This window comes from Pseudomonas sp. HS6, assembly GCF_023375815.1.
Classification (GTDB): domain Bacteria; phylum Pseudomonadota; class Gammaproteobacteria; order Pseudomonadales; family Pseudomonadaceae; genus Aquipseudomonas.
The window spans coordinates 5,191,096-5,215,964 of record NZ_CP067412.1 but is presented as its reverse complement, the minus strand read 5'-3'; the positions used below and the strand labels follow the sequence as shown (position 1 = coordinate 5,215,964).

At 61.1% G+C, this 24,869-nt stretch carries 20 protein-coding genes and 3 tRNA genes; 2 read left to right on the top strand and 21 right to left on the bottom strand.

The features are described from left to right. Positions 1–113 precede the first annotated feature (113 nt). From JJN09_RS23615 to leuC, 19 genes are all read right to left on the bottom strand, one after another. Positions 114–190: transfer RNA gene (locus tag JJN09_RS23615), tRNA-Asp, on the bottom strand. 94 nt (positions 191–284) lie between these two features. Beyond that, positions 285–361, bottom strand: a tRNA-Asp gene (locus JJN09_RS23610). Positions 362–416: 55 nt separating this feature from the next. After that, a tRNA-Val gene (locus JJN09_RS23605) sits at positions 417–492 on the bottom strand. Positions 493–582: 90 nt separating this feature from the next. Next, positions 583–1,359, bottom strand: coding sequence for an SDR family oxidoreductase (locus JJN09_RS23600; protein WP_249483992.1), 777 nt, complete (start codon positions 1,357–1,359; stop codon positions 583–585). Next, a complete protein-coding gene (locus JJN09_RS23595) occupies positions 1,356–2,567 on the bottom strand; it encodes an O-succinylhomoserine sulfhydrylase (protein WP_249483991.1) in 1,212 nt (403 codons plus the stop codon). The genes JJN09_RS23600 and JJN09_RS23595 overlap by 4 nt, the downstream gene beginning before the upstream one ends. A gap of 80 nt (positions 2,568–2,647) precedes the next feature. Continuing rightward, on the bottom strand, positions 2,648–4,153 hold the full coding sequence (purF, locus tag JJN09_RS23590) for an amidophosphoribosyltransferase (RefSeq protein WP_007956466.1): 1,506 nt from the start codon (positions 4,151–4,153) through the stop codon (positions 2,648–2,650). A 41-nt stretch (positions 4,154–4,194) separates the two neighbouring features. Beyond that, positions 4,195–4,755: a CvpA family protein gene (locus JJN09_RS23585; protein WP_007956464.1), complete on the bottom strand. Its 561-nt coding sequence runs from the start codon at positions 4,753–4,755 to the stop codon at positions 4,195–4,197. A 98-nt stretch (positions 4,756–4,853) separates the two neighbouring features. After that, a complete protein-coding gene (locus JJN09_RS23580) occupies positions 4,854–5,516 on the bottom strand; it encodes an SPOR domain-containing protein (RefSeq protein WP_249483990.1) in 663 nt (220 codons plus the stop codon). Beyond that, positions 5,500–6,807 carry a bifunctional tetrahydrofolate synthase/dihydrofolate synthase gene (folC, locus tag JJN09_RS23575; protein WP_249483989.1) on the bottom strand — a complete coding sequence of 436 codons (1,308 nt, stop codon included), beginning with the start codon at positions 6,805–6,807 and terminating at the stop codon, positions 5,500–5,502. The genes JJN09_RS23580 and folC overlap by 17 nt, the downstream gene beginning before the upstream one ends. Further along, entirely contained in the window at positions 6,804–7,724 is a 921-nt protein-coding gene (gene accD / locus JJN09_RS23570) for an acetyl-CoA carboxylase, carboxyltransferase subunit beta (protein ID WP_249483988.1), read from the bottom strand. The genes folC and accD overlap by 4 nt, the downstream gene beginning before the upstream one ends. 192 nt (positions 7,725–7,916) lie before the next feature. Continuing rightward, positions 7,917–8,531 carry a phosphoribosylanthranilate isomerase gene (locus tag JJN09_RS23565; RefSeq protein WP_249483987.1) on the bottom strand — a complete coding sequence of 205 codons (615 nt, stop codon included), beginning with the start codon at positions 8,529–8,531 and terminating at the stop codon, positions 7,917–7,919. Positions 8,532–8,595: 64 nt separating this feature from the next. Then, complete coding sequence (gene truA / locus JJN09_RS23560) at positions 8,596–9,420, bottom strand: tRNA pseudouridine(38-40) synthase TruA (RefSeq protein ID WP_173861340.1); 825 nt, start codon at positions 9,418–9,420, stop codon at positions 8,596–8,598. A gap of 151 nt (positions 9,421–9,571) precedes the next feature. Beyond that, positions 9,572–12,253, bottom strand: coding sequence for a FimV/HubP family polar landmark protein (locus tag JJN09_RS23555; protein WP_249483986.1), 2,682 nt, complete (start codon positions 12,251–12,253; stop codon positions 9,572–9,574). Positions 12,254–12,462: 209 nt separating this feature from the next. Then, complete coding sequence (locus JJN09_RS23550; RefSeq protein ID WP_249483985.1) at positions 12,463–13,473, bottom strand: aspartate-semialdehyde dehydrogenase; 1,011 nt, start codon at positions 13,471–13,473, stop codon at positions 12,463–12,465. A 112-nt stretch (positions 13,474–13,585) separates the two neighbouring features. Further along, a complete protein-coding gene (asd, locus tag JJN09_RS23545; RefSeq protein ID WP_249483984.1) occupies positions 13,586–14,698 on the bottom strand; it encodes an aspartate-semialdehyde dehydrogenase in 1,113 nt (370 codons plus the stop codon). Positions 14,699–14,764: 66 nt separating this feature from the next. Beyond that, on the bottom strand, positions 14,765–15,847 hold the full coding sequence (leuB, locus tag JJN09_RS23540; RefSeq protein WP_249483983.1) for a 3-isopropylmalate dehydrogenase: 1,083 nt from the start codon (positions 15,845–15,847) through the stop codon (positions 14,765–14,767). A 69-nt stretch (positions 15,848–15,916) separates the two neighbouring features. Continuing rightward, positions 15,917–16,684: a class I SAM-dependent methyltransferase gene (locus JJN09_RS23535; RefSeq protein WP_249483982.1), complete on the bottom strand. Its 768-nt coding sequence runs from the start codon at positions 16,682–16,684 to the stop codon at positions 15,917–15,919. A gap of 144 nt (positions 16,685–16,828) precedes the next feature. After that, the gene (gene leuD, locus JJN09_RS23530; RefSeq protein WP_249483981.1) at positions 16,829–17,473 is read right to left on the bottom strand and encodes a 3-isopropylmalate dehydratase small subunit; all 645 of its coding nucleotides are present in this window, start codon (positions 17,471–17,473) and stop codon (positions 16,829–16,831) included. A 10-nt stretch (positions 17,474–17,483) separates the two neighbouring features. Further along, positions 17,484–18,902 carry a 3-isopropylmalate dehydratase large subunit gene (gene leuC / locus JJN09_RS23525; RefSeq protein ID WP_096821194.1) on the bottom strand — a complete coding sequence of 473 codons (1,419 nt, stop codon included), beginning with the start codon at positions 18,900–18,902 and terminating at the stop codon, positions 17,484–17,486. A gap of 140 nt (positions 18,903–19,042) precedes the next feature. Here leuC and JJN09_RS23520 point away from each other — a divergent pair, with 140 nt between their 5' ends. Together JJN09_RS23520 and JJN09_RS23515 are read left to right on the top strand one after the other, a co-directional pair. Next, positions 19,043–19,933 carry a LysR family transcriptional regulator gene (locus tag JJN09_RS23520; RefSeq protein ID WP_085711996.1) on the top strand — a complete coding sequence of 297 codons (891 nt, stop codon included), beginning with the start codon at positions 19,043–19,045 and terminating at the stop codon, positions 19,931–19,933. A gap of 68 nt (positions 19,934–20,001) precedes the next feature. Further along, a complete protein-coding gene (locus JJN09_RS23515; protein ID WP_249483980.1) occupies positions 20,002–23,280 on the top strand; it encodes a PAS domain S-box protein in 3,279 nt (1,092 codons plus the stop codon). 46 nt (positions 23,281–23,326) lie between these two features. Here the strand turns inward: JJN09_RS23515 and JJN09_RS23510 are convergent, their stop codons facing one another. Continuing rightward, the gene (locus JJN09_RS23510) at positions 23,327–23,770 is read right to left on the bottom strand and encodes an Hsp20 family protein (RefSeq protein WP_085711994.1); all 444 of its coding nucleotides are present in this window, start codon (positions 23,768–23,770) and stop codon (positions 23,327–23,329) included. A gap of 120 nt (positions 23,771–23,890) precedes the next feature. Continuing rightward, on the bottom strand, positions 23,891–24,850 hold the full coding sequence (locus JJN09_RS23505; RefSeq protein WP_249483979.1) for a tRNA-dihydrouridine synthase: 960 nt from the start codon (positions 24,848–24,850) through the stop codon (positions 23,891–23,893). Between the last annotated feature and the right edge of the window lie 19 nt (positions 24,851–24,869).

Below are 24,869 nucleotides of genomic sequence, written 5' to 3'. Positions count from 1 at the left end.
ATTTCAGACACAAAAAACCCCGGTCTTTCGACCAGGGTCTTTGCTATCGATTCCGAACCAACCAACGGTTGCTTTCGGTGTTCCAAGGCGTTCAGTGGTCCTTGAAACAGATATGGCGCAGCGGACGGGACTCGAACCCGCGACCCCCGGCGTGACAGGCCGGTATTCTAACCGACTGAACTACCGCTGCGTATCGCTTTGAGCTTGCGCTCAAGTAACTCGTTTGACTGGAAAGCTTCGGTGCTTTTCAATCGCGAACCAGACAGTGTCTGACTCGTTAAATATGGCGCAGCGGACGGGACTCGAACCCGCGACCCCCGGCGTGACAGGCCGGTATTCTAACCGACTGAACTACCGCTGCGCGTCGGTGGAGGCACTTTCAGCCTACCTCTTGCTTTCGCAAGTTTCTCGGGGAGTGGTGGGTGATGACGGGATCGAACCGCCGACATTCTGCTTGTAAGGCAGACGCTCTCCCAGCTGAGCTAATCACCCGTTTGCATCTCCGAGGCCGCGAAATTTACGCAGGTAGCGAACCTAAGTCAATAGCAGGATTGAAGTTTTTCTCAAAAAGACAAAAACATGTCATTCCGAGTAGATCATCTTCTTGGTCATACCGCCGTCGACCACGAATTCCTGCCCCGTTACAAACCCGGCATTCTTCGACAGCAACCAGGCCACCATCGCCGCCACGTCCTCGACCGTCCCTACCCTGCCCGCCGGGTGCTGGGCATGGTCGATATCGGTCAGCGGCTCGGCGCGGCGCGCAGAAGGATCCCGCGCGTCGATCCAGCCCGGACTGACCGCATTGACGCGAATCTCCGGCCCGAGGCTGATCGCCAATGCATGAGTCAACGCCAGCAAGCCGCCCTTGCTCGCCGCATAGGCTTCGGTATCAGGTTCCGACTGCGCCGCACGAGTTGAGGCCAGATTGACGATCGCCCCGTTGTGCGCACGCAGATACGGCGCACAATGCTTGGCCAGCAACATCGGCCCGCTGAGATTCACCGCCAACACCCGATTCCAGTAGGCCAGATCCAGGCTTTCCAGAGTGATGTTGTGCGGATCGGCCACCGCCGCGTTACACACCAACGCATCCAGACGACCAAATTGCCCCAGCACTTCCGCGACGCCGAGCGCCACCTGCCCCTCATCCGCCACGTCCATAGCAATGAACCAGGCGTTCTCACCCAGCACCTTCGCCACTTTCGAGCCGCGCGCACGATCCAGATCACTCAGCACGACTTGCCAGCCTTCACTGATCAGCCACGCCGCGATCCCCAGACCGATTCCGCGAGCGGCACCCGTGACTAGCGCAACGCGGCCATGGGTGCCTGTCTTCGGAGTGGACAACTCGATCACAACGCCGCCAGACCGCGCGCCAGATCGGCTTGCAGGTCAGCGACGTCTTCCAGGCCGACCGCAATGCGGATCAGGCTGTCACGAATCCCCGCCGCCTCACGCTCCTGCGGCGCCAGACGGCCGTGGGACGTGGTGCTTGGATGAGTGATGGTGGTTTTGCTGTCACCCAGGTTGGCGGTGATCGAGATCAAACGGGTCGCATCGATGAAACGCCACGCACCCTCTTTGCCACCCTTCACCTCGAAGCTGACTACAGCACCAAAACCCTTCTGCTGACGCTGGGCCAATTCGTGCTGCGGATGGCTCTTGAGACCGGCGTAATGCACCTTCTCGATGCCGTCCTGTTGCTCCAGCCACTCGGCCAGTTGCTGGGCATTGGCACAGTGCGCCTTCATCCGCAGGTTCAGGGTTTCCAGACCTTTGAGGAAGATCCAGGCGTTGAACGGGCTCAGGGTTGGCCCGGCGGTACGCAGGAAGCCGACGATTTCCTTCATCTGCTCGCTGCGACCGGCAACCACGCCGCCCATGCAACGACCCTGGCCATCGATGAACTTGGTGGCCGAATGCACAACGATGTCTGCACCGAGCTTCAGCGGCTGTTGCAGCGCAGGCGTGCAGAAGCAGTTGTCGACCACCAGCATCGCGCCCTTGGCGTGCGCAATCTCCGACAGCGCGGTGATATCCACCAGCTCAGCCAACGGGTTGGACGGCGATTCGACAAACAGCAATTTGGTGTTCGACTTGATCGCCGCATCCCAGGCCGACAGATCGGCCAGCGGTACATAATCGACTTCCACGCCGAATCGCTTGAAGTACTTCTCGAACAGGCTGATGGTCGAACCGAACACACTGCGCGACACCAGCACATGATCGCCAGCACTGCACAGACTCATCACCACCGCCATGATCGCGGCCATGCCAGTCGCCGTGGCCACCGCTTGCTCGGCGCTTTCCAGCGCGGCAATGCGCTCTTCGAAGGCGCGAACGGTCGGATTGGTGTAACGCGAGTAAACGTTGCCCGGCACTTCCCCGGCAAACCGCGCAGCGGCGTCGGCGGCGGTACGGAACACGTAGCTGGAAGTGAAGAACATCGGATCACCATGCTCGCCTTCCGGCGTACGGTGCTGACCGGCACGTACGGCCAGGGTATCGAACGCTACGCCTTCAAGGTCGCTGTCCAGCCGACCGGCATCCCATTCCTGACTCATGCTGTCACTCCTTGCCCTGTTCTCGATAAATAAAAGTCTTTTGCCAGATACAAAACCGGCCCCTAAGGGCCGGTTGAAACTCAGTTGTTGTACAGATCGATGATCGCACTGACCGCCTGGGTCTTGACCTTCGAGGCATCGTTGCGTGCCTGTTCGATCTTGTTCAGGTAAGCCTCGTCGACGTCGCCGGTGACGTACTTGCCGTCAAACACCGCGCAATCGAAGTTTTCGATCTTGATCTTGCCGCCACCGACCGCTTCGATCAAGTCAGGCAGGTCCTGATAGATCAGCCAGTCAGCGCCGATCAGGTCAGCGACATCCTGAGTCGAACGATTGTGCGCGATCAGCTCGTGAGCGCTCGGCATGTCGATGCCGTACACGTTCGGGAAGCGAACAGCCGGAGCGGCCGAACAGAAGTAGACGTTTTTCGCGCCGGCTTCGCGGGCCATCTGGATAATCTGCTTGCAGGTCGTGCCGCGAACGATCGAGTCATCCACCAGCATCACGTTCTTGCCGCGGAATTCCAGCTCGATGGCGTTGAGCTTCTGGCGTACCGATTTCTTGCGCGCGGCTTGGCCAGGCATGATGAAGGTACGGCCGATGTAACGGTTCTTGACGAAGCCTTCGCGGAATTTCACGCCCAGGTGGTTGGCAAGCTCCAGCGCGGCAGTGCGGCTGGTGTCCGGAATCGGAATGACCACGTCGATGTCGTGCTCCGGACGCTCGCGCAGGATCTTCTCGGCCAGTTTCTCACCCATGCGCAGACGGGCCTTGTAGACCGACACGCCGTCGATGATCGAATCCGGACGCGCCAGATAGACGTGTTCGAAGATGCACGGGGTCAGGGACGGGTTGGTCGCGCACTGACGGGTGTGCAGCTTGCCGTCTTCAGTGATGTAGACCGCTTCGCCCGGTGCCAGGTCGCGGATCAGAGTGAAACCGAGCACGTCCAGCGAAACGCTTTCGGAGGCGATCATGTACTCGACGCCTTCGTCGGTGTGACGCTGGCCGAACACGATCGGGCGGATGCCGTGCGGGTCACGGAAACCGACGATGCCGTAACCGGTCACCATCGCCACGACGGCGTAACCACCGACGCAACGGTTGTGCACGTCGGTCACGGCGGCAAACACGTCTTCTTCGGTCGGTTGCAGCTTGCCGCGCTGGGCCAGCTCGTGGGCGAACACGTTAAGCAGCACTTCCGAGTCGGAACTGGTATTGACGTGACGCAGGTCGGATTCGTAAATCTCTTTGGCCAACTGTTCAACGTTGGTCAGGTTGCCGTTGTGCGCCAGGGTGATGCCGTACGGCGAGTTGACATAGAACGGCTGAGCTTCGGCCGACGTCGAGCTGCCGGCAGTCGGGTAACGGACATGGCCGATACCCATGTGGCCGACCAGGCGCTGCATGTGACGCTGTTGAAACACGTCACGCACCAGGCCATTGTCCTTGCGCAAGAACAACCGGCCATCATGGCTGGTCACGATACCGGCAGCGTCCTGGCCGCGGTGCTGGAGCACGGTTAGCGCGTCATACAGCGCCTGATTGACGTTCGACTTACCGACGATACCGACGATGCCACACATGCGACGCAACCCCTACTTAATGGATCTGAACTGAACAACACTCACTGAGGCGTTTTGGCCGACGGCAAGAGTTGCTCCTTGAACGGAATATCAGCGGGTACGCTGATTCCGCTGGCAAGCCACTGACTGCTCCACCCGAGAATCAGGTTCTTGGACCAGTCTGCGACCAATAGAAACTTTGGCACGAGCTGTGATTCTTTCCACCACCCGTCCTGCTGTACCGGCCCCAGGCTCAACAGCCCGACCGCCACGACCACCAGCAATACGCCACGCGCAGCGCCGAAGGCCATGCCGAGGAATCGATCGGTCCCGGACAACCCGGTGACGCGAACCAACTCGCCGATAAGATAATTGATCATTGCGCCCACGATCAGTGTGGCGACAAACATGATGGCACAGCCCGTGATCACACGAGCTGACGGAGTTTGAATGTATCCGGCGAGGTACTCGGACAGTGAGCCACCGAACATCCAGGCAACAGCTCCTGCGATGATCCAGGTCACCAGCGACAATGCTTCTTTGACGAAGCCGCGGCTCAAACTGATCAATGCGGAGATGGCGATGATTGCAACGATCGCCCAGTCAACCCAGGTAAATGGCACAGTGCAGCCTACAGACGGATAAGGCGGCGCATTTTAGCAGAGCGCAGGGCTGTCGGTAAGCTGCGAATGTCAGTGCATTTCAATCGAGGTGATAGTTTTCAGCCACGTTCAGGCTGGAAGCGCACCACAAACCCCTTGAGGTTCTGTTGCCGGCCCAGCAGATCGCGCAAACGATCGGCTTCAGCGCGCTCAATCAGCGGACCGACGAACACCCGATTTTTGCCATCGGCGGAGCGGATATAAGCGTTGTAGCCCTGACTGCGCAGGGTTTTCTGCAGGCTCTCGGCGCTGGCGCGACTCGACAGACTGGCCAACTGCACCGACCAGCTCACCGACAGGCCATTGGCGTCGACGCGACTCTGAGTGGTATCCGGCTTGGCAGAAAGCGCGGCGATCGGCTGGGCTGGAGCTGCGGCAGGCTTGGCCACGGGAGCAGGCGCCGGAGCAGCCGCAACCGGTTTGGTTACTGGCACAGGAGCCGGAGCTGCAGGCGCAGTCGGCGCCGTAGGTGCAGTTTGCTCGGCAACTTCGTAATCACTCGGCACCGGTTCTTGCGGCAGAACCTGCGGTTCAGGCACGGCGACCGTCTCCATCTGGATCTGCGCCACGGCGGGCGCCTGCGGTGCAGCAGGCGCCTCGACAGTCACCTGACGCTGTTCATCCTGACGGGAAAACAGCATCGGCAGGAAAATCACTGCCAGCGCTATCAGCACCAAGGCCCCGACCATGCGTTGCTTGTACGCCTTATCCAGCAAAGCCATTTGCCGCTTCCTCCGTGGAGCGCCGAGACAACCATTCCAGGGCCTCGGCGACACAATAAAATGATCCGAACAGCAAGATCTCGTCGTCGCTGGTGGCCACTGCGCACTGCCCTTCCAGAGCGGCCGCCACGCTGTCATAAGACGTGACCGACGCGCCAAGGTTCTGCAATGCCTGATTCAATTCAGCCACCGGACGCGCACGCGGCGAATCCAGCGGCGCCACCGCCCAATGCTGGACGCTGGCATTCAATTCACCGACCACGCCGTCCAGGTCCTTGTCCGCCAACAGGCCGAACACCGCCAGGCGCTTGCCGACCGGTGGACGAGCAGCCAGACGCCGAGCCAGATACTCCGCCGCATGCGGGTTATGACCAACATCCAGCAACAGGTTCAGGCGCTTGCCGTTCCACTCGAACGAACGGCGATCAAGCCGACCGACCACACGAGTCGCCTGCAAGGCCGCAACAATCTGCCCGGCCTCCCACGGCAACCCGAGCAGCAGATAAGCCTGCAACGCCAGCGCAGCGTTTTCCATCGGCAGGTCGAGCAGCGGCAAATCACGCAGCTCGACGACCTGACCTTCAGCATCAATACCGCGCCACTGCCAGAATTGATCCGTGATGCCGAGATCGAAATCACGCCCACGCAGGAAGAACGGACAAGCAAGCTCGCGCGCCTTGTCCAGCAGGGGTTGCGGAGGATTCAGATCGCCGCACAGTGCAGGTTTGCCCTGACGAAAAATCCCGGCCTTCTCGAAGGCCACGGATTCGCGGGTATTGCCCAGGTAGTCGGCATGATCGACACCGATGCTGGTGACCAGCGCAATGTCGGCATCGACCACGTTGACCGTGTCCAGACGCCCGCCCAGACCGACTTCAAGCACCACCGCATCGAGCCCGGCCTGTTGAAACAGCCAGAACGCCGCCAGGGTGCCCATTTCGAAGTAAGTCAGGGAAGTCTCGCCCCGCCCGGCCTCGACCGCCGCGAAGGCTTCACACAGCTGTGCATCAGTGGCTTCGACGCCATTGAGCTGCACCCGCTCGTTATAACGCAGCAGGTGTGGGGAATTGTAGACACCAACGCTCAGGCCCTGCGCCCGCAGCAACGAAGCCACGAAAGCGCAGGTAGAACCCTTGCCGTTGGTGCCGGTGACCGTGATCACCCGAGGCGCCGGCTGGCCCAGCCCCATGCGGGACGCTACCTGTTGCGAACGCTCCAGCCCCATGTCGATGGCCGATGGATGCAACTGCTCAAGGTAGGCGAGCCACTCGCCAAGGGTGCGCTCGGTCATACGTTGGCAGGCACCGGCGGAACGACGATCGGCTCAATCGGCGCGGCAACGAAGGTCGGCGTCGGCTTGCCGGTCAGTTGCGCCAGCAGGTTGCCCAGACGCGGACGCAGCTCGCGACGGTCGATGATCAGGTCGATTGCACCGTGCTCCAGCAGGAACTCGCTGCGCTGGAAGCCTTCCGGCAGTTTTTCGCGAACGGTCTGCTCGATCACGCGCGGACCGGCGAAGCCGATCAGGGCTTTCGGCTCACCGACGATCACGTCGCCCAGCATCGCCAGACTGGCGGAAACGCCGCCGTAGACCGGGTCGGTCAGCACGGAGATGAATGGAATGCCTTCTTCACGCAGACGCGCCAGCACAGCCGACGTCTTGGCCATCTGCATCAGCGAGATCAGGGCTTCCTGCATCCGCGCGCCACCGGAGGCGGCGAAGCAGATCATCGGGCAGCGGTTTTCCAGTGCGTAATTGGCGGCGCGCACGAAGCGCTCACCGACGATGGCGCCCATGGAACCGCCCATGAAGCTGAATTCGAATGCCGAAACCACCACCGGCATGCCCAGCAGGGTACCGCTCATGGAAATCAGTGCGTCTTTCTCGCCGGTCTGCTTCTGGGCAGCGACCAGACGATCCTTGTATTTCTTGCCGTCGCGGAATTTCAGACGGTCAACCGGCTCCAGGTCAGCGCCCAGTTCGGCACGGCCTTCGGCATCCAGGAAAATGTCGATGCGTGCACGTGCGCCGATGCGCATGTGGTGGTTGCATTTAGGGCAAACGTCCAGGGTCTTTTCCAGCTCCGGACGATACAGCACAGCCTCGCAGGACGGGCATTTGTGCCACAGACCTTCAGGCACCGAGCTCTTCTTGACCTCGGAACGCATGATCGAAGGGATCAGCTTGTCTACCAACCAGTTGCTCATGCTTTCTTTCTCCAGTACCGGCGGCCCGAACGCTCTGGTTCGCGGCCCCGCGTATGCCCTTCAGCTAAATTCATGTGTGGCGATGATCGTCCGGACTGCCGGGTCAGCGGAACTGACCTGCGTACAACCCGAAAAGACCCTCAGCCTCTTTTGTACAGAGCTGTGGACGGCGGCAGTCTGCCAGCCGTCACATCAACGTACGGCGTTGATGAACGCCCGAATCTTTGCGTGATCCTTGATGCCCTTGCTCGCCTCTACCCCGCCACTGACATCCACCGCATACGGCCGCACCCGGGCGACCGCGTCGGCGACATTCTCCGGTGTCAGACCACCGGCCAGAATCAGCGGTTTACTCAAACCCTTGGGAATCAATGACCAGTCGAACGCCTCGCCGGTTCCACCGGGCACGCCTTCAACATAAGTATCGAGCAGCACGCCACTGGCGCTCGGGTAGGCATCGCAGGCGGCGGCGATGTCGTCGCCAGCCTTGACCCGCAGGGCCTTGATGTACGGCCGGTGCCAGCCTTCGCAGTCGGTGGCGGTTTCATCGCCGTGAAATTGCAACAGATCCAGTGGCACGGCATCGAGGATTTCCCCGAGCTCGCAGCGACTGGCATTGACGAACAGCCCGACCGTGGTCACGAACGGCGGCAATGCGGCGATGATCGCCCGCGCCTGCTGAACGGTTACCGCCCGTGGACTCTTGGCGTAGAACACAAACCCTATGGCATCGGCCCCGGCCTCGACGGCTGCCAACGCATCTTCTATGCGGGTAATCCCGCAAATCTTGCTGCGAACGGCCGACATGTCGATAAAAACCTCAAGGCAAATCCGGGAAAGTCCCGGATGGTAACAAATGCATTCGAGGGCGTCAGCCGTCAAGTTCCGAGAAACCCGTAAGGAAATGTGGCCCGATGAAACGCTCGGGCAACGGGAACTCGTCGTGGTACTCGACCTGCACCAGGTACAGCCCGAACGGATGCGCCGTGACCCCGCCCGAGCGCCGTTCGCGGCTCTCCAGCACTTCCTTCATCCACTCCGGCGAGCGTTCGCCGGCACCGATCGTCATCAATACCCCGGCGATGTTGCGCACCATGTGATGCAGGAAAGCGTTGGCGCGGATGTCCAGCACGATCATTTTGCCGTGACGGGTCACGCGCAGGTGATGCATTTTCTTGATCGGCGACTTGGCCTGGCACTGGCCGGCACGGAACGCGCTGAAATCATGGGTACCGATCAGGTACTGCGCGGCTTCGGCCATGCGCTCCACGTCCAGAGGACGGTGGTTCCAGGTGATTTCTTCATTGAGATGCGCCGGACGGATCTGATCGTTGTAGATCACGTAGCGGTAGCGCCGGGCGATGGCCTTGAATCGCGCATGGAAGTGCGCAGGCATGACCTTCGCCCAACTGACGCTGATGTCGTGGGGCAGATTGATGTTGGCGCCCATGACCCAGGCCTTCAGCGAACGATCGACCTGGGTGTCGAAATGCACGACCTGCCCACAGGCATGCACACCGGCATCGGTACGCCCGGCGCATTGCAGCGATATCGGCGAATTGGCGACCTTCGACAAGGCTTTTTCCAGGGTTTCCTGCACGGTGAGCACGCCTGTGGACTGGCGCTGCCAGCCGCTGTAGCGCGAGCCCTTGTACTCAACGCCCAGAGCGACGCGAAAAAAGCCTTCGGGAGCCATTTCGGCGACCGGGTTATCTATGTTTGCCAAGGTGGGACAGCCTGCTGATCTACAAAGGCGGGCATTATAAGGCTGCGCACCGGGGAAACCAGACCCAAACAAAAACGGCAGCCTCGAAGGGCTGCCGTTTCATTTACCGCTGAACGCTGACTCAGGCCAGGTGCGAAAGCATTTCCTTCGCTTCGCCACGCTGCTTGTCGTCACCCTCGGTCAACACTTCGTTAAGGATGTCGCGCGCGCCATCGTTGTCGCCCATGTCGATGTAGGCCTGAGCCAGGTCGAGCTTGGTAGCGGCTTCGTCGGTGCCCGCGAGGAAGTCGAAGTCCTCGTCGTTCAGATCACCACCCAGCGCTGCATCGGCCTCAGTGAAGCTTGGCTCGTTGATGCTGCCCGACAGGCGATCCAGTTCGGCGTTGACGTCATCCAGCTCCGCAGCGAACGCATCCGGCTCGGCCGGGGCCGCATCCATCTCATCGGCCAGGGACAGGTCGAAATCGGCTGGCAACTCCAGATCGTCCAGTGGCGGCTCTACGGCAACCGGCGGCTCGACAGACGACAGATCCTTAACGCCCTCGTCCAGATCCAGCAGGAAGTCGTCGTCAGCCAATTCAACCGGCACAGGCGCAGGATCAGCACCGAGATCCAGATCCAGGTCGAAATCAGACAGATCGTCGAGGTTTTCCTTGATCTCGGTCTGCTGTTGCAGAACCGACTCGAAGCTCAGGTCGTCATCCGCCGGGAACTCATCCAGCTCGACCGGCGCTTCAGGCTCGACAGCCGCCACGGGCGCAACAGGTTCCACCGGTGTGATGTTGTCGAGATCATCCAGGCTCAGGTCGAAAGCGCTGTCCAGATCGTCTTCCGCAGCAACTGGTGCTTCAGGTACTTCAGGCTCGTCGAGCAGCAGATCCTTGACGTATTCCGCGTCCAGTTCAGCAGCAATGGCAGCAGCGGCCAGGCCGCTCGCTACGACGGCAGCCATGGCCGGGAAGCGGCTTTTCAGCTCTTCGACCTTGGCGAAGTTATCGCCGTTGGCGACCAGTTGACGCTCCTGACCGACAAAGGCATCGCGATCACCCTGGCGACCGTAGACGTCCATCAGTTTCAGACGCAGGTCACTGCGCTGCGGCTCCAGACTCACGCCCTCCTCCAGCAACGCTGCGGCTTGATTCAGGCGACCACCGTCGATGTGCGACTGCGCCTTGTCCAGTACGTCGTCGGAACGCTCAGCCGCCGGGGCCACCAACGGCGCGGCGATCGGCTCGGCCATCACGACCGGAGTCACCACCGCAGCAGCAACAGGCGCTGGAGCAGGTGCCGGTGCCGGTGCCGGTGCCGGTGCCGGTGCCGGTGTGAGCTTGACGCTGGCGGCCGGCACTTCCAGGCCTTCGAAGCTGCTTTCCGGCAGATCGAGTTCAGGCGCGAACGATTGCTCCTCCAGCGCCCGAGCCATGCGCAGGTGCTTGTCGGCTTCCTGCTGAGCCTTGCGGCGGCGAGCCAACAGCAACAGCAGGAGCAACAGAACCACCGCACCGCCACCGACCAGACCCAGCAGGACTGGATTGGTCAGCAGTTCGTTAAAGGTTTTCTCGTCATCGGCAGCAGGTTTCGGCTCGACCACCGGCTCAACTGGCGTCGGAGCAACGGCTTCCGGCGCAGGTGTGGCGGGTGCAGCGTCTGCCGGAGTGGCCGGTGGCGTTGCAGCCAGTTCTGCGGTGATCGCTGGAACCGGCGCAACCGCTGGCGCGGCTGGCGTTGCGGCTGGCGCAGTGGCAGAACCTTCGGCCTGCATTTTCGCCAGCTGGTTGTTCTTCAGCTCGATCAGGCGTTGCAACTTGTCCAGCTGACTTTGCAGATCGGTCATGCGACTTTTCAGTTCTGCATTGTCACGACGGGTCGTGTCGAGGCTTTCCTGGGTTACCGCCAGTTTGTTGCTCAAGGCCTTGGCATCGCCCGCCGGGCCCTTGCCGCGGCCCTTGGCACCTTCAGCGGAAACCAGGCTCAGGTTGTCCTTGGCATTCTTGGCAGGACCGGTGTTGGCGCGGCCACGATTGGTCGCATCGAGCTGCTGCTGACCGGTGCCCGGCTTCGCCACATAACGACGCCCCTGACGCCAGGCTTCGTTCTGCGCCGCCACTTCGGCAATCGCTTTCGATTGCGGCAGCGCGGTGCTTTGCACGTCATCCGGCAGGCGCAAAACCTGACCGGTTTTCAAGCGGTTGATGTTGCCGCCGATGAACGCATCCGGGTTCAGAGCCTGGATCGCCAGCATGGTCTGCTGGACCGAACCGCCGGTGCGCGCCTTCGCTGCGATTTCCCACAGGGTGTCGCGTGGCGTGGTGGTGTGGGTCGAATGCGTTGCGCCGGTGGTCGGCGCGGTGATGGTTTGCGTCGGCGCCGGTTGCGCAGCGGCATCGGCGGTCTGTGGCGAGAACTTCGACGGATCCAGCAGCACGCTGTAATCGCGCAGCAGTCGGCCGTTCGGCCACATCACCTGCACGAGGAATTTCACCATCGGTTCTGACAGCGGCTTGCTCGAGGTAATGCGCAGCACGCTTTTGCCGCTGGCGTTGAGCACCGGTGTGAAAGTCAGATCATTGAGGAAGGCTTGGCGATCGACGCCGGCCTTGGCGAAATCTTCCGGCGAGGCCAGGCTCGGCACCACTTCGGCAGCGGTCAGATCCTTGACATCGAGCAGCTCGATTTCCGCCACCAGCGGCTGGTTCAGGGTCGACTTCAGGGTCAGCTCCCCGAGCCCGAGGGCATGCGCCATACCGGAGGACAGCGCCGAGGCGGCCGCTATTGCTAACACCAGTTTGCGAACTTGAACCATAGCCTCTTCCTTTGTTTGAACGTTCCTCGGCCAGCGAGAAGATGTTGAATTTCGCTGCCGTAAGGCATTGCGCGCGACGACGACAGCATGCCGCGCGCGATCATTTCTGTGATGCCCCGGAAAGTCCCGGAGGGTGTTACGTCATCAAGCGATCTGGCCAAGCATAGCGCCCGCCTAGAATCAGTCGACAAATTGTTGCCAAGTATCTTTTACAGCAGGCCTTTTATCAACAACTCGGCCACTTGCACCGCGTTGAGGGCCGCACCTTTGCGTACGTTATCTGACGTCAGCCACAGATTAAGTTCCGACGGCTCGTCGACACCGGCGCGAACCCGCCCGACATAGACCACGTCCTGCCCCACCGCGTCACCGACGGCGGTCGGATAATCGCCAGCTTCGACGAGCTCGATGCCGTCAGCGGCTTCAAGCGCAGCATTGACCTTTGCCAGGTCGACCGCGCTCGCTGACTGCAAGGTCACGCTAAAGCTATCGCCAAAAAACACCGGGGCTTGAACGCAAGTTGCGGAAATCTTTAATAAAGGCTTGGCCAGCACCTGACGCAACTCGCGCACCAGACGTTTTTCCAGCAGCGTGTGGCCTTGAGCGTCAGGTGTACCGACCTGGGCCAGCAAGTTGAACGCCATCTGGCGGTCGAAGAATGTCGGCTCCAGCGGACGCATGTTCAGCAACTCGGCGGTCTGGCGAGCCAGCTCGGTAACGGCTTCGCGGCCTTGAGCGGAGACCGCCAGATTGGCGGTGACATGCACGTATTGCAGCTCGACCAGATCAAGCAGCGGTGCCAACACCACGGCCAGCGTCGTGGCCGATGGGCTCGGGCTGCTGACCTGGAACGGCATTTTCAAACCGGCCAGCACCTCGGCATTGGCTTCCGGCACCACTTGCGGCGCCTGATCCGCCGGCAATGCGCCGGACAGATCGACCAGCGAGCAACCCGCCGCGTGAGCCCGGGCGGCGTAACTCAGGGTGATCGCCGGGCCGGCGGCGAAGAACACAAGCTTGACCTTGCTGAAATCAAACTCGTCGACCTCACGCACGCGCACGTTCTTGTTGCGATACAGCACCGAACTGCCGGCGGATTCGCTGCTGGCCAACAGGTGCAACGTGCCGACCGGGAAGTCGCGCTCTTCGAGAATCTGTACAAGGGTTTCGCCGACAGTACCGGTGGCGCCGATCACGGCAATATCAATGGTCTGGCTCATGGTGCTACCTCTGGCGAAACGGGGGGAGCGGCACTTTACCGGGTGGCCGCCATGCAGGCAAAAAAAACCCGCGCCTCTTTCAAGGCGCGGGTTCTTTCATTGCTTCAAGCGATCAACGTTCAAGCAAGATTCGCAGCATGCGACGCAGCGGTTCGGCCGCACCCCACAGCAGTTGGTCGCCAACGGTGAAGGCGCCCAGATACTGGGTGCCCATGTTCAGCTTGCGCAGACGACCCACTGGCACATTCAGGGTACCGGTGACTTTCGTCGGGCTCAGCTCCTGGATGCTGACTTCGCGCTGGTTAGGCACCAGTTTGACCCAAGGGTTGTGCTGGCTGATCAGCCCTTCGATGTCGGCGATCGGCACGTCTTTGTTCAGCTTGATGGTCAGCGCCTGGCTGTGGCAACGCATGGCGCCGATGCGCACGCAGATGCCGTCAACCGGGATCGGGCTCTTGAAGCGACCGAGGATCTTGTTGGTCTCTGCCTGGGCCTTCCACTCTTCGCGGCTCTGGCCATTCGGCAGCTCTTTGTCGATCCACGGGATCAGGCTGCCGGCCAGCGGTACGCCGAAGTTTTCGGTCGGGTACGCGTCGCTGCGCATGGCTTCGGCCACACGACGGTCGATATCGAGGATCGCGCTGGCAGGATCGGCCAGTTGATCGGCGACAGCCGCGTGGGTCGCGCCCATCTGCTTGATCAGTTCACGCATGTTCTGCGCGCCGGCACCGGACGCCGCCTGATAGGTCATGGCGCTCATCCACTCGACCAGACCGGCCTCGAACAGACCGCCCAGGCCCATCAGCATCAGGCTGACGGTGCAGTTGCCGCCGATGTAGTTCTTGGTGCCCGCGTCGAGCTGCTGGTCGATGACCTTGCGGTTGACCGGATCGAGGATGATGACTGCGTCATCGTTCATCCGCAGGCTCGAGGCCGCGTCGATCCAGTAACCCTGCCAGCCGGCTTCGCGCAGCTTCGGGAACACTTCGCTGGTGTAGTCGCCGCCCTGGCAGGTCAGGATCACGTCGAGGGTCTTCAGCTCATCAATGCTGTAAGCGTCCTTGAGCGGAGCAATGTCCTTGCCCACGGACGGGCCTTGGCCACCGACGTTGGAAGTGGTGAAAAACACCGGCTCGATAAGATCGAAATCCTGCTCTTCCAGCATCCGCTGCATGAGCACGGAACCGACCATGCCGCGCCAACCGATCAGACCTACACGTTTCATCGCAACTACACCTTCTTGAAAAGTGGGCCGCTGCTTTGTCTTGAATTTCGCAGCGGGCCCGAGAGATTACAGATTCCGCAGCGCGGCGACTACTGCGTCACCCATTTCCTGCGTACCGACTTTAGTGCAACCGTTCGAAAAGATGTCGCCGGTGCGCAGACCTTGATCCAGCACCACGCTGACCGCTTTCTCGATGGCATCGGCCGCGTCCTGCAGATTGAAGCTGTAACGCAGCATCATCGACACCGACAGAATGGTCGCCAGCGGGTTGGCGATGCCTTTGCCCGCGATGTCCGGTGCCGAACCGTGGCAAGGCTCGTACATGCCCTTGTTGTTGGCGTCCAGCGAGGCCGACGGCAGCATGCCGATGGAGCCGGTGAGCATCGACGCTTCGTCGGACAGGATGTCGCCGAACAGGTTGTCGGTGACGATCACGTCGAACTGCTTCGGTGCACGCACCAGTTGCATGGCGGCGTTGTCGACGTACATGTGGCTCAGTTCGACGTCCGGGTAATCCTTGGCGACCTGCTCGACCACTTCACGCCACAGTTGGCTGGAGGCCAGCACGTTGGCCTTGTCCACCGAGCACAGCTTCTTGCCACGCACGCGGGCCATGTCGAAACCGACACGGGCGATGCGGCGGATTTCGCTTTCGCTGTACGGCAGCGTGTCGTAGGACTGGCGCTCGCCGTTTTCCAGGGTGCGAGTGCCGCGCGGCGCGCCGAAGTAGATGCCGCCGGTCAGCTCACGGACGATCAGGATGTCCAGGCCGGCAACGATTTCCGGCTTCAGGCTCGATGCGTCAGCCAGTTGCGGGTACAGGATCGCCGGACGCAGGTTGCCGAACAGGCCCAGTTGCGCACGGATTTTCAGCAGACCGCGCTCAGGGCGGATGTCACGCTCGATGGTGTCCCATTTCGGGCCGCCCACGGCGCCCAGCAGTACGGCGTCGGCTGCGCGGGCACGGTCGAGGGTCTCGTCGGCCAGCGGCACGCCGTGTTTGTCGATGGCCGCGCCACCGATCACGTCATGGCTCAGCTCGAAGCCCAGGCTGTACTTGTCGTTGGCCAGCTCCAGCACCTTGACCGCTTCGGCCATGATTTCCGGACCAATACCGTCGCCTGGGAGAATCAGAATCTGCTTGCTCATGCTTTCCTCGTGTCTTCAGTCGGTGCGCCATCGACTGGCGCGCCCGGAAAAATTCTTATCGTTCCAAGATTACTTTTCAGCCCAGAGCACCAGTACATCTGTACTGAACGAACCATCGGCCTCAATCTCAAAATATTCGCGCACTTCGTTGCCCATCGATTGCTGCAACTGGCGGATCGCTGCGCGCATCACTTCGGGTGTGCGCATGCGCTCGACCCAGCTGTTGTACTCCAGACGCAGGCGCTGACGCGTGGTGCTGCGGGTGTGCAGACCGGCCTCGCTGACCTGGCGCAGCCACTCTCCGGCAGAATAATCGCGTACATGGCTGGTGTCGCGCAGCACTTCGACACTCTGCAAATAGGTGTCGAACAGCGGACTGCCCGGCGACAGCACATCGATGAACGCCGCCACGCCACCCGGTTTCAGCACCCGACGCACTTCGCGCAGGGCCAGGCCGAGGTCACTCCAGTGATGCGCCGAGTAACGGCTGAACACGAAATCGAACTCGCCATCGGCGAACGGCAGACGCTCAGCGGCACCGTTGACCGTAGACACGTTATTCAGACCGCGATCGACCGCAGCGGCGGCGACCACGTCGAGCATCTGCTGCGACAGGTCGTAGGCCACCACTTCCTTTACCAGCGAAGCGACGTGAAAACTCACGTGCCCGGCGCCGCAACCCAAGTCCAGCACCCGAGCCTCGCCCTGCCCCGCCAGTTCAGCCTGTAGCAGCGCAAATTCAGTGCCTTGAGCGTGAACGGCGCTGCTCAGGTAGGCGGCGGCCTGTTCACCGAATTGCTTTTGTACAACCTGACTGTGCTGGGCGGTGCTGGTCATGAGTACTTCCTTTTCTGGGTCAAGTCTTGCGCTGCCTTTGCCGGCCTCATCGCTGGCAAGCCAGCTCCCACAGTCATTGCAGCGTTCACAAAACTTGTGGGAGCGGGCTTGCCCGCGATGGGGCCAGCCCTGACTACATCAATCTCAAGCGTCGCGGAACAACCACGGCTGGCTCGCACGATGCTTGGCTTCGAACGCGGCAATCGCGTCGCCGTCCTGCAAGGTCAGGCCGATGTCGTCCAGACCGTTGAGCAGGCAGTGCTTGCGGAACGCATCGATCTCGAAGCGATACACCTTGCCATTCGGGCTGGTCACGGTCTGTTCGTGAAGATCAACCTGCAACTGATAGCCCGGCGCGGCCTCGACCTGCTTGAACAGTTCGTCGACTTCGGCGTCGCTCAAGATGATCGGCAGCAAGCCGTTCTTGAAGCTGTTGTTGAAGAAGATGTCGGCATAGCTCGGTGCGATGATGCTGCGGAAACCGTACTCTTCCAGCGCCCAGGGCGCGTGTTCACGGCTGGAGCCGCAACCGAAGTTCTCGCGGGCCAGCAATACGCTGGCGCCTTGATAACGCTCGGCGTTGAGCACGAATTCCTTGTTCAGCGGGCGCTTGGAGTTGTCCTGATATGGCTGCCCCACATCAAGATAACGCCACTCGTCGAACAGGTTCGGGCCGAAACCGGTGCGTTTGATCGACTTCAGAAACTGCTTCGGGATGATCTGGTCGGTGTCGACGTTGGCACGATCCAGAGGTGCGACAAGGCCAGTGTGCTGGGTAAAAGCTTTCATGCTGCGCTCCTCAGATCAATTCACGAACGTCGATGAAACGACCGTTCACCGCCGCCGCAGCGGCCATGGCCGGGCTGACGAGGTGGGTACGGCCACCGGCGCCCTGACGGCCTTCGAAGTTACGGTTGGACGTCGAGGCGCAATGCTCGCCGGACTCCAAACGGTCCGGGTTCATCGCCAGGCACATCGAGCAACCCGGCTCGCGCCATTCGAAACCGGCTTCAAGGAAGATCTTGTCCAGACCTTCGGCTTCGGCTTGAGCCTTCACCAGACCCGAGCCCGGCACCACGATGGCCTGCTTGATGGTCGAAGCAACCTTGCGGCCCTTGGCGATCACCGCTGCCGCACGCAAATCTTCGATGCGCGAGTTGGTGCAGGAGCCGATGAATACGCGGTCGAGCTGAATGTCGGTGATCGCCTGATTGGCGGTCAGACCCATGTATTTCAAGGCGCGGACGATCGAGTCGCGCTTGACCAGATCCATCTCTTTAGCCGGGTCCGGCACGTTCTGATCAACGGCCAACACCATTTCCGGCGAAGTGCCCCAGCTGACTTGCGGTTTGATCTGCGCGGCGTCGAGCTCGACCACGGTGTCGAAATGCGCGTCGGCGTCGGACACCAGGTCTTTCCAGGATTCGACGGCCAGATCCCACTCGGCGCCTTTCGGTGCGAACGGACGACCCTTGACGTAATCCACAGTCTTTTGATCCGCCGCCACCAGACCCACACGGGCGCCGGCTTCGATGGACATGTTGCAGATGGTCATGCGGCCTTCAACAGACAAGTCGCGGATGGCGCTGCCGGCGAATTCGATGGCGTGGCCGTTACCGCCGGCGGTGCCGATCTTGCCGATCACGGCGAGGACGATGTCCTTGGCGGTCACGCCGAACGGCAATTGGCCTTCGACGCGAACCAGCATGTTCTTCATTTTCTTGGCGACCAGGCACTGGGTGGCGAGCACGTGCTCGACCTCGGAAGTGCCGATACCGTGAGCCAATGCGCCGAAGGCGCCGTGGGTCGAGGTGTGCGAGTCGCCGCAGACCACGGTCATGCCCGGCAAGGTCGCGCCCTGCTCCGGGCTGATCACGTGGACGATGCCTTGGCGGACGTCGTTCATCTTGAATTCAACGATGCCGTATTCATCGCAGTTGTCGTCGAGGGTCTGAACCTGCAAACGCGAGACCTGGTCGGCAATCGCAGCGATGCCGCCTTTGCGCTCCGGGGTGGTCGGTACGTTGTGGTCCGGGGTCGCGATGTTGGCATCGATGCGCCATGGCTTGCGCCCGGCCAGACGCAGGCCTTCAAAGGCTTGCGGCGAGGTCACTTCATGGATGATGTGACGATCGATGTAGATCAGCGCGGAGCCATCGTCGCGCTGCTTGACCAAATGCGAATCCCAGAGCTTGTCATAGAGCGTTTTGCCGGCCATCAGACGTTTCCTCATCAGCTTGTTTCTATGCCCTGGGCTTATCAATAACCCTTTGGCTTGTGAGGCCGATCCTATGGGGTTAGATTGAATAACTCAAATTCATATTTTTTATGCTTTGGATAACCAACTGGAATACGAACATGGATCTGGCCAACCTCAATGCTTTTATCGCCATCGCCGAGTCCGGAAGCTTCTCCGGCGCCGGTGAACGCCTGCACCTGACGCAACCGGCGATCAGCAAACGCATCGCCGGGCTGGAGCAGCAACTAAATGTGCGGCTGTTCGACCGACTGGGCCGTGAAGTGGGCCTGACCGAGGCCGGCCGGGCCTTGCTGCCACGGGCTTATCAGATTCTCAACGTGCTCGATGACACCCGCCGCGCCCTGACCAACCTGACCGGTGAAGTGACCGGCCGTCTGACACTGGCCACCAGTCACCACATCGGCCTGCACCGTTTGCCGCCCTTATTAAGGGAATACACCCGCCGTTACCCACAGGTTGCGCTGGATATTCAGTTCCTTGATTCGGAAGTGGCCTACGAGGAAATTCTCCACGGCCGAGCGGAGCTGGCGGTGATCACCCTGGCGCCAGAGCCGCACACACTGGTCAAAGCCACGCCGGTCTGGGATGACCCGCTGGATTTCGTGGTCGCCCCGGAACACACATTGATCAGCAACGGCGCTGTCACATTGGCGGACATTGCCGGTCATCCGGCGGTTTTCCCCGGCGGCAACACGTTTACCCACCATATTGTCCAACGCCTGTTCGAGGCACAGGGGCTGACACCAAACATCGCCATGAGCACTAACTACCTGGAAACCATCAAGATGATGGTGTCGATCGGCCTGGCCTGGAGCGTTTTGCCACGCACCATGCTCGATGAACAGGTGGCGCGCATACCTTTACCGGGCATACAGCTCAGTCGCCAGCTAGGCTATATCCTGCACACCGAACGGACGCTGTCGAATGCTGCACGGGCGTTTATGGCCCTGCTGGACGCTCAAATCGATCTGCCAGGGACTCTCGGCTGACTTGTGCTACTCCTATAGAGCTGCCGTCCCTGTGCCTAACGCCCAAATCAGCTCAAGGCCCCTTAACAATGCCGAAATCTGTTGACCGTATTCCGCCGATGCCGCGTATTCAGGCCATTGATCCACGGCGTTCCGAGCAGAGCTGGGAGAGCGCGCCGCAATTGCTCGCGGCGCTCAATGGTGCCCGGCTCGGCGCCTGGTATTGGGACATCGAGCGCGGGCAGATCAGTTGGTCGCGGGGCACTCAGGCCTTGTTCGGCTTCGATCCACGGCAGCCGTTGCCCGAAGACCTGGAATACCTCGACCTGCTGCCGCCGGAAGACCGGGCGAAAACCGTTCGCGCCTTCCACGCGGTAATAGCCGGCGCGCCGCTGGAACAGGCGATGCACCACCGCATTCGCTGGCCCGATGGCAGCCTGCACTGGCTGGAGATCAATGGCAGCCTGCTGCCTGACAAGAACGGCCGGCCCCGAATGATCGGGGTGATCCGTGAGATCACCCACCAGCGGCAACGGGAACAGGCCCTCACCAGTTCGGAGAAACGTTTCGCCACACTGTTTCATCTGTGCCCGAACATGGTGTTGCTGACCCGCCAGGAAGACGGCCTGATCAGCGAGGCCAACCAGTATTTCGAAAGCCTGTTCGGCTGGCCGGTACAAAGCGCAATCGGGCGCACCACCCTGGAGCTGGGCCTGTGGGTGCATCCCGAGCAACGGGCGGAGCTGGTCAAGAAAACCAAGGCCAAGGGCGAACTGATCAGCATGGAAGTGCAGTTCCGCGCCAGTAACGGTCAAGTCCATGACGGCATTCTCAGCGCGCAAAAGGTCGAACTCGAAGGCCAGCCGTACTTGCTGAGTACGTTTCTCGACACCACCGAGCGCAAAGCCGCCGAGCACGCCCTCAAGGACAGCCAGGAACGCCTTGATCTGGCGCTGGACTCGGCACAGCTCGGCACCTGGGACTGGCATATTCCCAGCGGCATGCTCTACGGCTCGGCCCGGGCCGCGCAATTGCACGGGCTGGAGCCTATTCCGTTTCACGAGTCCTTTGACGAATTCTTCGAAGGCGTGCCCGGCGAGGAACGCGACAGCATGCGCGACGCCTACCGCAGCCTGCGCGAGGGGCCGGCAGGCAATTATCAGCTGACCTACCGCGTACAACTGCCGGACGGCAGCTCGCGTTACCTGGAAAGCCGCGCCCGCCTCTATCGCGATGAAAACGGCGCGCCGCTGCGCATGGCGGGCACCTTGCTCGACATCACCGATCAAGTCGAACGCGAACAGCGGCTGGTGGCCTCGGAAGAAAAATTCGCCACGTTGTTCCAGGTCAGCCCCGACCCGATCTGCGTGACCCGTCAGGAAACCGGGGAATTCATCGAGATCAACTCCAGCTTCACCCAGACCTTCGGCTGGAGCGCCACCGACGTCATCGGCCATACCGCCGAAGAAATCGGCCTGTGGGACGCTTCGGCGAAAAGCCTGCAACGCATCGAACGGGTGATCCGCGAACAGGGCCTGAGCAACGTCGCGATCATCGTCCAGCACAAGGACGGCCAGTCGCTGACCTGTGTGATTTCCAGCCGTCAGATCAGCGTCGGCAACCAGCCATGCATCGTCACCACACTGCGCGACATTACCCAGCAACAGCGCTCGGAAGCGGCGCTCAAGGCCAGTGAAGAGAAATTCGCCAAGGCGTTTCACTCCAGCCCCGACGCGATCACCATCACCGAACGCGACACTGGGCGTTATCTGGAGGTCAACGACGGTTTCTGCCGCCTGACCGGCTATCGCGCCGACGAGGTGGTGGGCAAAACCGTGTATCAGGTCGGCATCTGGGCCGAAGAAAAACAGCGCTCGGGCCTGCTTGCCGAGCTACAGATCAAGGGTCGCGTACACCATCAGGAAATGCTCGGGCGCAACAAGCGCGGGGAGTTGCTGACAGTGGAGGTGTCGGTTGAACCGATCACCCTCAACGAAACCGCTTGCCTGCTGATGACCGCCCGGGACGTCAGCCTGCTGAAGAATGCCGAAGCACAGATCCGTCATCTGGCCTATCACGACCCGCTGACCAACCTGCCCAATCGTGCGCTGCTGATGGATCGCCTGAGCCAACAGATCGCCCTGCTCAAACGCCACAACCTGCGCGGTGCGCTGCTGTTTCTCGACCTGGATCACTTCAAGCACATCAACGACTCGCTCGGCCATCCGGTCGGCGACACGGTGCTGAAAATCATCACTGCGCGCCTCGAAGCCAGTGTGCGCATGGAAGACACCGTGGCCCGGCTCGGTGGCGACGAATTCGTGGTGTTGCTCAGCGGCCTGGAAGGCACGCGCAACGAAGTCAGCGCCCAGGTGCGCGAACTGGCCGACACCATTCGCGAATTGCTCTCGGAGCCGATGTTCCTCGACGGCCAGCGCCTGCAAGTGACGCCGAGCATTGGCGTGGCGTTGATACCCGATCACGGCTCGACCCCGACCGACCTGCTCAAACGCGCGGATATCGCGCTGTACCGGGCCAAGGATTCGGGGCGCAATACCACGCAGATGTATCACAACACCATGCAGAAAGCGGCCAGCGAACGGCTGCGCATGGAGACCGACTTGCGCCTGGCGTTGTCCCGTGGCGAATTCAACGTGCATTTCCAGCCGCAAGTGGACGCCCGGGACAATCGCATCATCGGCGCCGAAGCGCTGGTGCGCTGGAATCACCCGGAACTCGGCGCACAATCACCGACCGAGTTCATCAAGGTGCTGGAAGATAGCGGGCTGATTCTCGAGGTCGGCACCTGGATCCTCGATGAAGCCTGCGAGGCCTTCAAACAACTGATCGCCGACGGCCTGATCGATCCCCTGGCGTTCAGCCTTTGTGTGAACATCAGCCCCCGGCAGTTCCGCCAGAACGACTTCGTCGAACGCATCGAACACAGCATGACCAGCCATGGCCTGCCCTGTTCGCTGCTGAAGCTGGAGATCACCGAAGGCATCGTCATCCAGAACCTGGAAGACACCATCAGCAAGATGCGCCGCCTGAAAAAGCTCGGCGTGAGCTTCGCCATGGACGATTTCGGCACCGGCTATTCATCACTGACATACCTGAAACGCCTGCCGGTGGACACGTTGAAGATCGATCAGTCCTTCATCCGCGACGCCACCAGCGACCCCAACGACGCCGAGATCATTCGCGCCATCGTCGCCATGGCCCGCAGCCTGGAACTGGAAGTGATCGCCGAAGGCGTGGAAACCCCCGAGCAGCTGGAATTCCTGCAAGGGCTGGGCTGCCATTTGTATCAAGGGTATCTGCACAGTCGGCCGGTGGCGCTGGAGGTGCTGAAAACCTTGCTTGAATGACAGCCACAAAAAAGGGCGCCTTTCGGCGCCCTTCTTGTCTGTCGGCTTATTGCAGAGCCGGCTTCTGCGTCCCGTTGATCGGGATGCGTTTGGCTTTCGCTTCTTCCGGGATCACACGCAGCAGATCGATGCTCAGCAGGCCGTTGCTCAGGCCGGCGGCCTTGATCTCGATGTGATCGGCCAGGCGGAAGGACAGCTTGAATGCACGCTGGGCAATGCCCTGGTGCAGGAAAGTGACGCCTTCGTTCGCGTCACGCTTGCCGCCACTGATGGTCAGCACGCCTTTCTCGACTTGCAGTTCCAGGTCTTCTTCCTGGAAACCGGCCGCCGCCACGACGATGCGGTATTGATCGTCACCGTGTTTTTCGACGTTGTAAGGCGGATAGCTGCTGCCTGGCTCGTTGCGCAGGGCGGTTTCGAACAGGTCGTTGAAACGGTCGAAACCTACCGAGGAACGGAACAGTGGCGCGAGGGAAAATGCAGTACTCATGGTTCAAATCTCCTGAAAACAATCAGCAAGGTTTTTTGACTCCGCGACCCGAATTCGGCATCGCGTAACCCTTAGATAGGGACCTGCGTTTTGTTTTCAAGAGATTATTTTGAAATTTTTTCAGGCCGCCTCGGCGACCGGCAACCCCAGCAAACGCGAGACGTGGTCCGGTTCGGTTTCGCGGCGCAGCACGGTAAACAGCTCAGTGGCCTCGGGATAGTTGCGGGTCAGCATCGCCAGCCATTGCTTCAAGCGGCCCGGGGATTGGCGCGCGGTCATCTGCGCCTTGGCTTGCAGCCAGAAGTCCTGAATAAGTGGCAACAGCTCGGCCCAGGTCATCTCGACAACTTCCTCGCCGGCACGCGCTGCTGCGATCTGACGGGCCAGATCCGGACGCGACACCAGACCACGACCGAGCATGATGTCTTCTACGCCGCTGATTTCCCGGCAGCGGCGCCAGTCTTCGACGCTCCAGATGTCACCGTTGGCGAACACCGGCACCTTGACCACGTCCTGCACGCGCGGGATCCACTCCCAGTGCGCCGGTGGCTTGTAGCCGTCGACTTTGGTCCGGGCGTGAACCACGATGTGCTCGGCGCCACCTTCGGCCAGCGCGGTGGCGCACACCAGCGAGCCGTCGGGGCTATCGAAACCGAGGCGCATCTTCGCGGTGACCGGAATGTGTGCGGGTACAGCGCGACGGACGTGCTCGACGATCTGGTTAAGCAGCTCCGGCTCCTTGAGCAACACCGCCCCGCCCCGGGACTTGTTGACGGTCTTGGCCGGGCAGCCGAAGTTCAGGTCGATCACTTCAGAGCCCAGTTCGCAGGCCAGCGCAGCGTTTTCCGCCAGGCACACCGGGTCGGAACCGAGCAATTGCACGCGCAACGGCACGCCGGAAGCAGTGCGGGCGCCGTTGAGCAATTCAGGGCCGAACTTGTGGAAATAGGCCGGAGTCAGCAACTGATCGTTGACCCGGATGAACTCGGTCACGCACCAGTCAATACCGCCGACACGGGTCAGGACATCGCGCAGGATGTCGTCGACCAACCCTTCCATCGGCGCCAGAGCAATTTGCATGGGAAACACACACTCAAGG

Excerpts from the sequence above, each read along its gene's own strand:
- JJN09_RS23595 (WP_249483991.1), bottom strand. The coding sequence starts at position 2,567 with ATGAGTCAGGAATGGGATGCCGGTCGGCTGGACAGCGACCTTGAAGGC.
- purF (WP_007956466.1), bottom strand. The coding sequence starts at position 4,153 with ATGTGTGGCATCGTCGGTATCGTCGGTAAGTCGAACGTCAATCAGGCG.
- JJN09_RS23580 (WP_249483990.1), bottom strand. The coding sequence starts at position 5,516 with ATGGCTTTGCTGGATAAGGCGTACAAGCAACGCATGGTCGGGGCCTTG.
- folC (WP_249483989.1), bottom strand. The coding sequence starts at position 6,807 with ATGACCGAGCGCACCCTTGGCGAGTGGCTCGCCTACCTTGAGCAGTTG.
- accD (WP_249483988.1), bottom strand. The coding sequence starts at position 7,724 with ATGAGCAACTGGTTGGTAGACAAGCTGATCCCTTCGATCATGCGTTCC.
- JJN09_RS23565 (WP_249483987.1), bottom strand. The coding sequence starts at position 8,531 with ATGTCGGCCGTTCGCAGCAAGATTTGCGGGATTACCCGCATAGAAGAT.
- truA (WP_173861340.1), bottom strand. The coding sequence starts at position 9,420 with ATGGCTCCCGAAGGCTTTTTTCGCGTCGCTCTGGGCGTTGAGTACAAG.
- JJN09_RS23555 (WP_249483986.1), bottom strand. The coding sequence starts at position 12,253 with ATGGTTCAAGTTCGCAAACTGGTGTTAGCAATAGCGGCCGCCTCGGCG.
- JJN09_RS23550 (WP_249483985.1), bottom strand. The coding sequence starts at position 13,473 with ATGAGCCAGACCATTGATATTGCCGTGATCGGCGCCACCGGTACTGTC.
- asd (WP_249483984.1), bottom strand. The coding sequence starts at position 14,698 with ATGAAACGTGTAGGTCTGATCGGTTGGCGCGGCATGGTCGGTTCCGTG.
- leuB (WP_249483983.1), bottom strand. The coding sequence starts at position 15,847 with ATGAGCAAGCAGATTCTGATTCTCCCAGGCGACGGTATTGGTCCGGAA.
- JJN09_RS23535 (WP_249483982.1), bottom strand. The coding sequence starts at position 16,684 with ATGACCAGCACCGCCCAGCACAGTCAGGTTGTACAAAAGCAATTCGGT.
- leuD (WP_249483981.1), bottom strand. The coding sequence starts at position 17,473 with ATGAAAGCTTTTACCCAGCACACTGGCCTTGTCGCACCTCTGGATCGT.
- leuC (WP_096821194.1), bottom strand. The coding sequence starts at position 18,902 with ATGGCCGGCAAAACGCTCTATGACAAGCTCTGGGATTCGCATTTGGTC.
- JJN09_RS23520 (WP_085711996.1), top strand. The coding sequence starts at position 19,043 with ATGGATCTGGCCAACCTCAATGCTTTTATCGCCATCGCCGAGTCCGGA.
- JJN09_RS23515 (WP_249483980.1), top strand. The coding sequence starts at position 20,002 with ATGCCGAAATCTGTTGACCGTATTCCGCCGATGCCGCGTATTCAGGCC.
- JJN09_RS23510 (WP_085711994.1), bottom strand. The coding sequence starts at position 23,770 with ATGAGTACTGCATTTTCCCTCGCGCCACTGTTCCGTTCCTCGGTAGGT.
- JJN09_RS23505 (WP_249483979.1), bottom strand. The coding sequence starts at position 24,850 with ATGCAAATTGCTCTGGCGCCGATGGAAGGGTTGGTCGACGACATCCTG.